The sequence below is a fragment of the Marinobacterium iners DSM 11526 genome (genome assembly GCF_900107855.1).
GTDB lineage: Bacteria > Pseudomonadota > Gammaproteobacteria > Pseudomonadales > Balneatricaceae > Marinobacterium > Marinobacterium iners.
In genome coordinates this window covers 113,988-126,867 of record NZ_FNRJ01000010.1, presented here as the reverse complement: position 1 = coordinate 126,867, position 12,880 = coordinate 113,988, and the positions used below count along the sequence as shown (strand labels likewise).

Annotated in this window: 9 protein-coding genes and 1 pseudogene; 7 read left to right on the top strand and 3 right to left on the bottom strand. The window is 55.7% G+C overall.

Features of this window, described 5'->3' with window-relative positions; translation table 11 throughout:
• The 5 genes from BLV48_RS11900 to BLV48_RS11880 are packed head-to-tail and all read left to right on the top strand — an operon-like array spanning position 1 to position 6,126.
• On the top strand, positions 1-1,995 hold the full coding sequence (locus BLV48_RS11900; RefSeq protein ID WP_091827007.1) for an acetyl/propionyl/methylcrotonyl-CoA carboxylase subunit alpha: 1,995 nt from the start codon (positions 1-3) through the stop codon (positions 1,993-1,995).
• Positions 1,995-2,921: a hydroxymethylglutaryl-CoA lyase gene (locus BLV48_RS11895; protein WP_091827006.1), complete on the top strand. Its 927-nt coding sequence runs from the start codon at positions 1,995-1,997 to the stop codon at positions 2,919-2,921. Before BLV48_RS11900 ends, BLV48_RS11895 begins: the two co-directional genes overlap by 1 nt.
• 16 nt (positions 2,922-2,937) lie before the next feature.
• Positions 2,938-3,516, top strand: coding sequence for a peroxidase-related enzyme (locus BLV48_RS11890; protein ID WP_091827005.1), 579 nt, complete (start codon positions 2,938-2,940; stop codon positions 3,514-3,516).
• A gap of 53 nt (positions 3,517-3,569) precedes the next feature.
• A complete protein-coding gene (locus BLV48_RS11885) occupies positions 3,570-5,258 on the top strand; it encodes an AMP-binding protein (protein WP_091827004.1) in 1,689 nt (562 codons plus the stop codon).
• A gap of 52 nt (positions 5,259-5,310) precedes the next feature.
• Complete coding sequence (locus BLV48_RS11880) at positions 5,311-6,126, top strand: class I SAM-dependent methyltransferase (RefSeq protein ID WP_091827003.1); 816 nt, start codon at positions 5,311-5,313, stop codon at positions 6,124-6,126.
• Positions 6,127-6,204: 78 nt separating this feature from the next.
• Here the strand turns inward: BLV48_RS11880 and katG are convergent, their stop codons facing one another.
• Positions 6,205-8,391 carry a catalase/peroxidase HPI gene (gene katG, locus BLV48_RS11875; protein ID WP_091827002.1) on the bottom strand — a complete coding sequence of 729 codons (2,187 nt, stop codon included), beginning with the start codon at positions 8,389-8,391 and terminating at the stop codon, positions 6,205-6,207.
• Positions 8,392-8,629: 238 nt separating this feature from the next.
• On the opposite strand from katG, the pseudogene BLV48_RS19370 reads away from it, so the two are divergent.
• Positions 8,630-9,044, top strand: a pseudogene (locus BLV48_RS19370) (transposase); the annotation flags it as partial.
• Positions 9,045-9,129: 85 nt separating this feature from the next.
• Here BLV48_RS19370 and BLV48_RS11860 read toward each other — a convergent pair.
• Positions 9,130-10,632: an MFS transporter gene (locus BLV48_RS11860; RefSeq protein WP_091826999.1), complete on the bottom strand. Its 1,503-nt coding sequence runs from the start codon at positions 10,630-10,632 to the stop codon at positions 9,130-9,132.
• Between the two features lie 267 nt (positions 10,633-10,899).
• On the opposite strand from BLV48_RS11860, the gene BLV48_RS11855 reads away from it, so the two are divergent.
• A complete protein-coding gene (locus tag BLV48_RS11855; RefSeq protein WP_217633006.1) occupies positions 10,900-11,463 on the top strand; it encodes a TetR/AcrR family transcriptional regulator in 564 nt (187 codons plus the stop codon).
• Here BLV48_RS11855 and BLV48_RS11850 read toward each other — a convergent pair.
• Positions 11,456-12,838 (bottom strand): MmgE/PrpD family protein, encoded by a 1,383-nt coding sequence (locus BLV48_RS11850; RefSeq protein ID WP_091826997.1) that lies wholly within the window; start codon positions 12,836-12,838, stop codon positions 11,456-11,458. The genes BLV48_RS11855 and BLV48_RS11850 overlap by 8 nt on opposite strands.
• Positions 12,839-12,880: the final 42 nt, after the last annotated feature.

The following is a 12,880-nucleotide window of genomic DNA, read 5'->3' as shown; positions in this document are numbered from 1 at the left end:
ATGTTTAACAAGATTCTGATTGCCAATCGCGGCGAGATCGCCTGCCGAGTGATTCAGACCGCCCACCGCCTCGGCATCCGTTGTGTTGCCGTCTATTCGGAAGCGGACCGTCATGCGCGCCATGTTGCCATGGCGGACGAAGCCTTCCTCCTGGGCCCGGCCGCGAGCAGTGAAAGCTATCTGCGTGCCGACAAAATCATCGAGATCGCCAAATCCAGCGGTGCTCAGGCCATTCATCCGGGTTACGGTTTTCTGTCCGAGAACACCGACTTCGCCAAGGCCTGTGAAGCCAATGATATCGTCTTTATCGGTCCGCCCGCCTCTGCCATCGCTGCCATGGGCTCCAAGTCTGCCGCCAAGGCGATAATGCAGGATGCCGGTGTTCCTCTGGTACCGGGTTACCACGGCGACGACCAGTCTCCGGAGCTTCTGCGTGTCGAAGCCGAGAAATGCGGCTTCCCGCTGCTGTTGAAAGCGGTCGCCGGTGGTGGCGGCAAAGGCATGCGCGTGGTTGAGGCAATGAGCGAATTCGACGATGCCTTGGCCGCTGCCCAGCGCGAAGCGAAAAACGCGTTTGGCAACCCGGACATGTTGATCGAGAAATACCTGACCCAGCCCCGCCACGTCGAGATTCAGGTTTTCTGTGACAGTAAAGGCAACGGTGTGTACCTTGCCGAACGTGACTGCTCTGTTCAGCGCCGTCACCAGAAGGTACTGGAAGAGGCACCCGCTCCGGGACTCAGCCCCGAGACCCGCAAGGCAATGGGTGAGGCAGCCGTACGCGCCGCTCAGGCCATCGATTACGTGGGTGCCGGTACTGTCGAGTTCCTGTATGACGTGGATGGCTCCTTCTACTTTATGGAGATGAATACGCGTCTGCAGGTCGAACATCCTGTCACCGAGATGATAACCGCTCAGGACCTGGTGGAATGGCAGCTGCGTGTTGCCAATGGCGAGCCGCTGCCGTTGCAGCAGGATCAGATAAAGCTGCGGGGTCATGCCCTGGAAGCCCGTATCTACGCCGAAGACCCGGACCATGACTTCCTGCCGGCCACCGGCACCCTGCGTTACTTGCGCACTCCGGATGAAAATGCCCACGTGCGTGTGGATACCGGTGTGGTCGAGGGTGACGAGGTCAGCATCCACTACGACCCGATGATTGCCAAACTGATCGTATGGGATGACAGTCGCGAACGCGCCATCAACCGTATGGTGCAGGCGTTGGAGGAGTATCGGATCGGCGGCGTCAAGACCAACATCCGCTTCCTGCATGCACTGGCCGACTCGGCGCCCTTCCGCAACGAAGAGCTGGATACCGGCTTTATCGGCAAGCATGAAGCCCTGCTGTTCCCGCCTGCACGTCTGGACGAGAACCTGGGACTGGTACTAAGTGCCTGCTTCTTCCTGTTGCGCAACAAGGCCGAACAGACCCTGCCCGCGGACCCCTTCTCACCCTTTGCGCGTCAGAACAGCTGGCGTTTGAATTCACGCTATGCACGACCAATGACCCTGCTCAGCGATGATGTTCAGCACAGTCTGAGCATTCTGGAACAGGACGATCATTACGAAATCCGCATTGGTGACAGCTGCTACGACGTCCGCGCCAGCCTTGACGATGATCGCCTGCAGGCGACCGTAAACGGTCATCGCTTCAGCATCTGTGGCGATCTGCATCAGGATCAGCTGGTACTGTTCCATGAAGGTGAAACCTTCCACTGTGCGTTGCACCGTGAGCAGTTCGGTCTCGAAGATCAGGCCAGTGAAGGCGGACTTCAGGCACCCATGAACGGCTCGGTGGTTGCGGTGATGGTGAAGGCCGGTGATCGCGTCAAATCGGGCCAGACACTGGTGATCATGGAGGCAATGAAGATGGAACACGCAATCAAGGCGCCGGCTGATGGCAGCGTCAGTGAGGTGTTCTTTGCCGAGGGTGATCTGGTTTCGGAAGGTGCAGAGCTGATCGCACTTGAACTCGACTCAGAGGAGGCTGCCTGATGGCATTCCCGCAACAGGTCCGCATCGTCGAGATGGCACCACGGGACGGCCTGCAGAATGAGCCGGGACCAGTGATCGCCACCGAGATCAAGGTTGAATTGATCAACCGGCTCAGTGCAACCGGCCTGATCCATATCGAAGCCGCCAGTTTTGTCTCTCCCAAGTGGGTACCACAGATGGGTGATGCCAGCGCGGTCATGGCGGGCATTCAGCGCAAGCCCGGTGTCACCTATTCGGCCCTGGCCCCCAACCTGAAGGGGCTGGAAGGCGCCATCGCCGCCGGCGTTGAGGAGGTTGCGGTATTCAGCGCAGCCTCCGAGGCCTTTACGCAGAAGAACATCAACTGCTCCATCGCCGAAAGTCTTGAGCGCTTTGCCCCGTTGATTGAACAGGCGCGGAGCGAAGGAATTCGCGTGCGTGGCTATGTTTCAACCGTACTGGGCTGCCCCTATCAGGGCGATATTGACCCGGTCCAGGTGGCCCGGGTCAGCCGTGACCTGATCGACATGGGCTGCTACGAGATTTCGCTGGGTGACACCATCGGTACAGGCACGCCACTCAAGGCCAAGCGGATGCTGGAAGCGGTCACAAAAGTTGTCCCGATCAGCCAGTTGGCCGCGCATTTCCACGATACCTACGGTCAGGCACTGGCCAATCTGTATGCGGTGCTGGAAGAAGGCATCGCCGTGATCGACAGCTCCACTGCAGGCCTCGGAGGATGCCCCTACGCCAGAGGCGCATCCGGCAATGTGGCAACCGAAGATGTGCTCTATCTGCTGCAGGGGTTGGGCATTGATACCGGCGTAGACCTTCAGGCTGTGGTCAATACTGGTCATTGGATTACACAGCAGTTGGGACGTCACAACGGTTCCAAGGTTGCACAAGCGATGGGCGACTGCACCCCAAGGTCAGCCGCATCACAATAACAAGAGGATAAACAGGATGTCTCAGCCCGATCATATTACCGCGCTCGAACTGCCGATCCCCGAGCGACACCAACTGCCGGAAGACGTACAGAAATACTTTGGCAAGTGTGATGAAAAACTGGGATTGATACCTAATGTTTTACAGGCCTACAGCCAAAACATGGCTCAGCTTGATGTTTTCACTCGCTTTTATAACGAGTTGATGTTTGGTGAAAGTGAGCTCAGCCCACTGGAACGAGAAATGATCGCCGTCGTCGTCTCATCACATAATGGCTGCTTTTACTGCATGACAGCCCACGGTGCCGCAGTACGTGAATACTCAGGTAACCCGACCCTGGGTGAATTGATGGTGATGAACTATCGCGTTGCCGACCTTGAGCCACGTCAGCGTGCCATGCTCGACTTTGCCCATAAACTGACCGTAACCCCTGCCGAGATCCTGGAATCGGATCGGCAAGCACTGCGTGATGTGGGGTTCAGCGAGCGTGGCATTTGGGATATTGCCAATATTGCCGGTTTCTACAACATGACCAACCGCGTTGCGAGCGCGGTGGACATGCAGCCAAACCCTGAATACCACGGACGATTCCGCTAAGCGGTTACACCTATTCATCTGTCCGGATAACAACAAAAATCGGAGTCATAGCGATGAGCAAACCACTACCAAGCTATACCAGCAGCACCGCTGAAAAACCGCTGATCGGCATGACCATCGGTGACAAATTCGATGAGATTGCCAATACTTACCCGGATAACGACGCGCTGATTGTGCTGCACCAAAATGTGCACTGGAGCTACCGCGAGTTGCAGCAGCGCGCCAATCAGTGCGCCCGTGCACTCCTGTCCATGGGAGTCCGCAAGGGGGATCGAGTCGGCGTCTGGTCGCCGAACTGCTCCGAGTGGACGGTCAGCCAGATCGCCACGGCCAAAATCGGTGCGATCCTCGTCAACGTCAACCCGGCCTACCGTACCCATGAGCTGGAATATGCCCTCAACCAGTCAGGCGCTCGCTTCCTGATCACCGCTGACAGCTTCAAAACTTCTGACTATCGCGGCATGCTGTACGAGCTGGCACCTGAGCTTAAAGCCTGTGCCGATGGCAAACTGAAGTCACAGAAACTGCCTGATCTGGAGTGCATCATCAACCTGTCAGACGAGAAACACCCTGGCATGTGGCGCTGGGCCGACATGCTGGAACTGGCGGATCATGTCAGTGAAGACGAGCTGGCCGACCTGCAGGCCACACTGCAGTTTGATGATCCGATCAACATTCAGTACACATCAGGCACCACCGGTTTCCCCAAGGGTGCCACCCTGTCTCACCACAATATTCTGAACAATGGCTTTTTCGTTGCCGAGAGCATGGGCTTCACCAGCGAAGACCGACTGGTTATTCCCGTGCCGCTGTACCACTGTTTTGGCATGGTGATGGGTAACCTGGGCTGCATCACCCACGGTGCGACCATGATCTATCCAGACGAAGGGTTCGATCCGACTTCGGTGCTCAAGGCAGTCCACTCACAAAAGGCCACCGCTCTTTACGGCGTGCCAACCATGTTCATTGCCGAGCTGGATCACCCCGAATTCGACAGCTTTGACCTGTCGACACTGCGTACCGGCATCATGGCGGGTTCCATCTGTCCCACCGAAGTGATGAAGCAGGTGATCAGCAAAATGAACATGAAGGAAGTTCAGATCGCCTACGGCATGACCGAAACCAGCCCGGTATCAACCCAGACCGGTGCCAAAGATAGCATTGAAAAGCGCGTATCAACTGTAGGGCGGACTCAGCCGCATCTGGAGAGCAAGATTGTAGACCCGGGTAACGGACAGATCGTACCTCGCGGCGAAATCGGTGAGCTTTGCACCCGTGGCTACAGCGTCATGCTAAGATACTGGAACAACGAAAAGGCCACTGCCGAAGCCATTGATGAAGCCGGCTGGATGCACACCGGTGACCTGGCCACCATGGATGACGAGGGCTATATTCAGATCGTTGGCCGTATCAAGGATATGGTGATTCGCGGCGGTGAGAACGTTTATCCGAAAGAGATCGAAGAGTTCCTCTACACCCACCCGGCCGTGTCGGAAGTCCAGGTTACGGGCGTACCGGATAAGAAGTACGGTGAGGAGCTGATCGCATGGGTCAAGCTTCACCCGCATGCCGATGACGTCACAGCCGAGGAGCTGCGTGAGTTCTGCAAAGGCAAAATCACTCACTTCAAGATTCCGCGTTACTTCAAGTTTGTCGATGCCTTCCCGATGACGGTCACCGGCAAGATACAGAAGTTCAAAATGCGCGAAATGTCCATTGCCGAGCTGGGTCTGGATGACTGATTCAGCTACCTGAAGGAGACCCAACGCCGGCCACTGGCCGGCGTTTTCAGTTATGAGTATCGACAAGCACTACGATCAGTCACTTGATCCTTCATGGATACTGGGGCAGGTTCATTCAGCGTACCCCGCGGGAGCGGATCTGTTTCAACTGACACCACTGGATCAATTGCACATCGGTGGCATCAAGGCCTCAGAACGCCTGCTGCGTCATCTTGATCTGGCCAGGCACCATCACATTCTTGATATCGGTTCCGGCGCCGGTGGGCTGATGCGTCAGGCGTCCGCCATGGGTTTCAGCATGATCGGGCTGGATATCACCCACCGCTTCAACCAACTGAATCTTGGCCTGAATGACTGTTTCTCCGTTCCGGTCAGTAATCCGATTATCACCGGGGATGCTCACCACCTGCCTTTTGCCGACCAAAGTCTGGATCTAATTCTGTTTCAGCACAGCTTTCTCAACATGCCGGACAACTCCAGGGTTCTGAGCGAATGTTGGCGTGTATTGAAGCCCGGCGGGACACTGCTGATGCACGAAGTGGTCTGCGGCCCACAGCCCGAGCAGATGCGCTACCCGGTCCCCTGGGCCGAGGATGCGGTACATTCACATCTGGTGACTGCACAGACACTGCAGCAGCAACTGCAGCAGGCTGGTTTTGCCAATATCAGGCTCGATGACTGGAGCGATGAGGCACTGGCCTGGCGACAACGTCAGTTGCAAAAAGAGGATGCGGGGCATGTGGGCCGAGCGGCGCTTTCGCCTGCATTGATATTGGGTTCACGGTTCGCAGATATGGGCAAAAACCTGGTATTGAATCTTGAAGCGGGTGCCATTCGGGTGATTGAGCTGGTTGCGGCGCGCAGTTGAGTGCCGCCACAAAAAAACCACGGGCAGTATGACTGGCCGTGGCTTTGGCACTTGGTCCGGCCCTGGCGGGCCAGACAATTATTTCAGATCAAAGCGGTCCGCGTTCATCACTTTGGTCCAGGCATTGACGAAGTCCTTGACGAACTTCTCCTTGTTGTCATCCTGAGCGTACACCTCGGCGTAGGCGCGCAAAATGGAGTTTGAACCGAACACCAGATCCACTCGGGTCGCTGTCCATTTCGTCTGACCGGTGTTGCGGTCAACGATGTCATAACTGTTCTTGCCGGTCGGTTTCCAACTGTTGCTCATGTCGGTCAGGTTGACGAAGAAATCGTTCGTCAGTACACCCTCACGATCCGTGAACACGCCATGCTTGCTGCCACCGTGGTTGGTACCCAGTACACGCATGCCACCGACCAGTACGCTCATCTCAGGAGCTGTGAGCCCCATCAACTGGGTACGATCCAGCATCATCTCCTCGGGAGAAACCACATAATCCTTCTTCAGCCAGTTGCGATAGGCATCATGCAGGGGCTCAAGCACGTCAAACGCATCCCCGTCAGTCATCTCCGGCGTGGCGTCACCACGGCCCGGCGCGAACGGCACGGTTACATTGACCCCGGCGTCCTTGGCCGCCTTTTCAACTGCAGCAGTACCACCAAGGACAATCAGGTCGGCCACGCTGACCGGCTTGCCAAGATCTGACTGAATGCCTTCCAGCACCTTGAGCACCTTCTGCAGCCGCTCCGGCTCATTGCCCTCCCAGTCCTTTTGCGGTGCCAGACGAATGCGTGCACCGTTGGCACCGCCGCGGTAGTCGGAACCACGGAAGGTACGAGCACTGTCCCATGCGGTGGCAACCAGCTCGGATACACTCAGGCCGCTGGCCAGAATTTTCGCTTTCAGATCGGCAACTTCGGCATCGTCCAGGGTGTAATCCACGCTTGGGACCGGGTCCTGCCAGATCAAATCCTCGGCCGGTACATCCGGCCCCAGGTAGCGGCTCTTCGGCCCCAGATCACGATGGGTCAGCTTGAACCAGGCACGAGCAAAAACCTCGTCGAAGTATTCCGGGTCCTTCTGGAATCGCTCGGAGATCTTGCGGTATTCCGGGTCCATCCTCATCGCCATATCGGCATCGGTCATCATCGGCATGCAGCGGATGGAAGGATCTTCCACATCCACTGGCATGTCCTCTTCCTTGATGTCCACCGGCTTCCACTGCCAGGCACCGGCCGGGCTTTTGGTAAGTTCCCACTCATGGTTGAGCAACATGTCGAAGTAGCCGTAGTCCCACTTGGTCGGCTCGCTGGTCCATGCCCCTTCGATACCGCTGGTGACTGAATCACGACCAACACCGCGGGTCTTGTGGTTCATCCAGCCAAAACCCTGTTCCTCGATTCCGGCTGCTTCTGGCTCGGGACCCAGGTTGGCGGCATCGCCGTTACCGTGTGCCTTGCCCACGGTGTGACCACCGGCGGTCAGGGCAACGGTTTCCTCGTCGTTCATCGCCATACGCTCGAAGGTAACCCGTACGTCATGTGCAGTTTTCAGCGGATCAGGCTTGCCATCAACGCCTTCCGGGTTAACGTAGATCAGACCCATCATTACCGCTGCCAGCGGGTTTTCCAGGTCACGCTGACCAGAGTAACGGCTGCCCTCACTGCCGGAGGGTGCCAGCCACTCTTTCTCGGAGCCCCAGTAGGTATCCTTCTCAGGATGCCAGATATCCTCACGACCACCGGCAAAACCGAAGGTCTTGAAGCCCATGGACTCGTAGGCCATGTTACCGGCCAGGATTATCAGGTCGGCCCAGGAGAGCTTGTTGCCGTATTTTTTCTTGATTGGCCAGAGCAGACGACGAGCCTTGTCCAGGTTGCCGTTATCCGGCCAGGAGTTGATCGGTGCAAAACGCTGGTTGCCGGTACCTGCACCACCACGGCCATCGGCGATACGGTAAGTACCGGCCGAGTGCCAGGCCATACGGATCATCAAGCCGCCGTAGTGGCCCCAGTCAGCCGGCCACCAGTCCTGACTGTCAGTCATCAAAGCCTTGAGATCGTTTTTAACCGCTTCCAGGTCCAGCTTTTTGAATTCTTCGCGGTAATTGAATTCTTCACCAAGAGGGTTGGTCTTGCGGTCATGCTGGTGCAGGATGTCGAGATTCAATGATTTGGGCCACCACTCCATGACGCTGTCAGACGCTCCCGTGTTGGCACCATGCATCACCGGACATTTGCCGGTGGAATTATTATTCTGGCTCATATCAGTCTTCCCTTTGGATTTGATGTTGAGTGTTGCTGCCTGTTGGATCTGTTCTTAAAATTTAGCAGTACCTGCCCAGCCTGTAAGGTTAATTATCTTTATGCTTTCAATAGCCGACACCTATAACAATCTCCGGTAATCCACCCGAAAGGTAGCAGCGCTCAAAAGTAGGATTTTCTCGTAATGTATATGCAGTAGGTTCTGCATGAAGAAATTCCGATAGACCGACAGACAGATCATGGCGATACTGAAACGAGCGGAAGCAGTTACCCCAGTTATCGAACCATGTCGTGAACATGGATGGGCAGCGCCACATTTTATAATGTGGCGCGCGCAATACGGCGGCATGGATGCTTCGTTGATAGCTCGGCTGAAAGAGCTTGAAAACGACAATTGCCGCCTGAAAAAATATATGCTGAAGAGCGGCTGAAAGCCAAGATTATTCAGGAGTCATTGAAAAAAAAGTGGTGAAGCCGTCTCATCACAAGGAGATGGCGCAGACCGCTGTCGCAATGCAAGGAATCAGCATACGCTTGGCCTGTACGTCTTTTGGCATCAGCGAATCCTGCTACCGGTACCAATCCAATCTGTCATCGGAGAATGCTGAAATTGCAGATTGGTTGATCCGCCTGGCCGAGGACGTTCAGGATTATGCAACGCAGTGGCTCTGATTTTACAATCATGAGCGACCACATACGACATACGGTGGAAAACCATCACTGAAACGTGCCCCTGTTCTTAATTTTTCCCCGTCTTTTTCAAGGCTCGACCTAGCTTTGTATAGAGATTTGTAAGGAGAATCAACGCGACGATGCAGCTAAGGCCTGCACAAAGCATCGCGACATGGAAGCCGCTTTCCATAGCTGAGGTATAAAGCCGGGGAAGCGAAGGCAACGTCTCGGGAAAACGATGATGCGCGATCGCCTGGCGTGCGATCACCGCAGCATCGGAGATGCCGTGATCGGCGGCAGCATGAGCGAGTACACGGATCGCCTGGTTGCTCATGAGTGTCCCGAGCAGCGCAATGCCTATGGTCATTCCAGCTTGGCGCAATGCATTCATGGTTGCAGAGACCGATCCGGAAAGCTCGGCAGGAGCCATGCTCATCACGACAATACCTGTCGCTGGCACGGCCAAGCCGGCACCCGCCCCCAGCAAGCCAAAGAGCAATGCCACTATTCCGTAGGAGGTCTCCGCAGTGCAGAAAGCCATCCCTATCATGGACAAAGCCGTCAGGCTATAGCCTGCGACCATCAGCCATCGAGTTGGGGCAACCACGCTCAGCCGGCCAAACATCAGGGACATGCAGCCTGTGGTCACGAACTGCGGCATCATGCGCCAACCGGCTTCGGCGGCCGACCAGCCTTGAATCTGTTGAAGGAAGATCGAAAAGAAGAACAGACTGCTGTAATACGAGAAGCCCAGAATGAACGAAGCGAAATTCGCAACAACAAATAGTCGATTGCGAAACAGCTGGACCGGTAGCAACGGTCGCTGCACGCGCTTTTCCACGGCTACGAACCAGGTAAAACCCACCAACGCCAGCATTAGGAAAGTCAACGGTACCGTGGACAAGAAGCCATGGTCACCGGCTTCGATCATTCCGTAGGCCAAGGCACCCAGCGAAAAAATACTCAAGACTTGACCTGCAGGGTCCACTGCCGCGTGATCGGGATATCTTCGTTCCGGAATTCCCCACAGCCCCAATCCGGTTGCAAGAAGCCCCAAGGGCAAATTGATCAGGAAAATGCTTTGCCAACCTAGACTGTGCAGCAGCAATCCGCCCAGCAGCGGCCCCAGCAGCAGCGCCAATGCGGTGAATGCTGACCAGCCACCAATGACATGGGCGCGTTGCTTGGGATCGGCAAACAGATGGATAAGGATGGGCATGGCTCCGGAGATCAAGAATGCCGCGGCTACGCCTTGAACGGCTCTTCCCACAAGCAGCACGGATAAGGAGGGAGCAAAGCCGCACAGCGCTGATCCTACAGTGAACAGAATCCCCCCGCCCAGCCACACCCTCTTGTGCCCGTGCCGATCTGCCACTGGCCCGGCCGACAGCATGAATGCGGCCAGACATATCGCATAAGCGTTGACCACCCATTGAAGCCCTGCGATGTTTGTGTGCAGCCCTGTTTGGATGGTGGGCAACGCCACATTCACTATACTGATATCCAGCGTGGCCAGAAAAGTTCCCAGATAGGCGGCGCATGCTGCTGCAAGTCGACGGGAGGGCTTCATGGTAACTCCTATAGGACAAAATCTAGGCCCATTGACCTGTAACACTAATTTCAGTCTACAAATTGACCGACCGTCGGTCAATAAGTTGTTCTAGAGTCACACACCCAAGTCACCTAAACTGGCCTGTACTCTCACTGACTGGTATCGGATGTTGAGTGAAACAATAGGAGATGAGACGGCGAGATGAGACAGAATACGACTAAGTTGAATACTCGGGTAGCCAAGGCCCCTCGGACGAAGCCTGCAGAAGTCCGATTAGACGAGTTGATGAATGCTGCGGAAAGACTGTTCCTCGACAAAGGCGTCGAGTCGACGACGATTAACGAAATCGTCGAGGCTGCAGAGGTAGCCAAGGGCACGTTCTATCACTATTTTTCGTCCAAGAACGAGATTCAGGAAGCGCTTGGCAAACGCTATACCGATCAGTTCCTTGCAAGCCTGGAAACGGCGGTTGGCGCCTGCGCAGAAGGGGATTGGATCGGACAACTTCGTGCCTGGATTTACGCCAGCGTCGTCACTTACGTTGAAACGTTCCCCATACACGACATTGTCTACACCAACCATCACCATCATGATCGTTCCAACCAGGCCAAGAACGCCATTCTCGATCAGTTGCTGGGGATCATTGAGGGAGGCATGGCTGCCGGTCTATGGGCACCGGAAAATCCGCGAGTGGTCGCGCTATTGATTTACTCCGGTGTGCATGGGGCAACTGATGATGTGATCGCCACTCAAGCAAAAGATTGCACAGCGTTCGCACAGGCAGTTACGGAAAGCTGTTTACATATGCTGGGCGTCTTTCCAGACAATGACTCTACATCCCCTAAATAGTCGGGCAAATTGCACTGAGTAGTGCCGCGACGGACGGTGCATTTTCGAGCGCATCTATGCGCTGAATAATCTCATTCGTGTTACAGCGTAATGGCTCACATGCCGACTGCCTTAGGCACTGTCTGAACTTAACCACTAAATCAGCGGGTTCAAGCGGATTTTCCGGCCAGCCTTTTCCATAGGCAGCCTCAATGATCTTGGGCGTGTATCCGGGCCTGCTCACCGTCAGCCGGCACTGGTCGAAGCGTTCCCAGTTGTCCACTCTCTCAACCTGTATGCGTTGAGCCAAGTTGACGACCGCGGGGTCACATGCGTACTCGGCGCTGAACTCGCGAGGAGTGGCCTGCCCGCGAAGCCAAGCATTGGCTGCAATGTAACAAGCGCTGAACTGCGCGTCGATCTGAGCGGTGTCTGTCGGCACATAGCGCGCGCCGCACACCATATACATGGCGGGTGACATTTCCAAACGCACATCACAACGCTCGAGATCCATAGTCATCAGCTCGCCTCTTGCCGCAAGGACAGCATCGGTCAATGCCAAAAGAATGCTGCAGTGAGGGTAACGTTTGAAGCAAGTCACCTCCTCGCCGAGGAAACTCACTCCCAACTCTTCCGTTAGTTTTGATAGATCAGCGTCCTCCGGCGCGTAAAGATTGAAAAAGCCGTTCTCGCCATTCAATACTCTCCGCGGCCCGCTGATGCCTAAAGCAGCCAATTGAGCCGCTTCAATAGCATGCCGTGCCACCAACCCCTGGCTGATACGCACAGCCAAGCTTTTGTCCTGATAGTGTTGGAAAGTACCGATACCAAAATCAAACGCCAGACCGACTGCATGCGCACACTCCGCTGGTGCCAGTCGTAAGAGACGTGCGGCGATGACTGCCCCGGAAAACAGGCCAAGAATGTTGGAATCGAAGCCTTTATAGAAGAATCCATTCGACTGCGCAGCCTGGTTTATTCGCTGAGCAAAATCCTGGCCCACAGCCAGCGCCGCCAATATATCCCGACCAGTAGTGCCTCCCAATTGAGCGCACGCCAGCGCAACGGGAACATCCGATGAACTCGGATGCCAACCTGGTGAAACGACATCACAATAGTCCAATGCTCGCGAACGCACCGCATTAACAAACGCCGCCTGGGGCGCAGCCAAACGCAGGTTGGAGCCAATTACGCAGGCCTGGTCACAACCACTCCATTGACGTGCCAACGCCAGGGCCGCATCTGTACCTGCCGCATCGTAGCCAGCAGCAAGGCATGCCAGATTGTCGAGAATACGCATGCGTTGAAAAGCCAGCACCTTCGCGGGCAGCATCGCTGCGTCTATCCTCTGTGTCGCTTCTAGAAGTATATCGACCGGGTCATTGATGGGCTGCATTCCAAACCGCCTGGAAATATTCAATAAAACTGGATTGCCTGA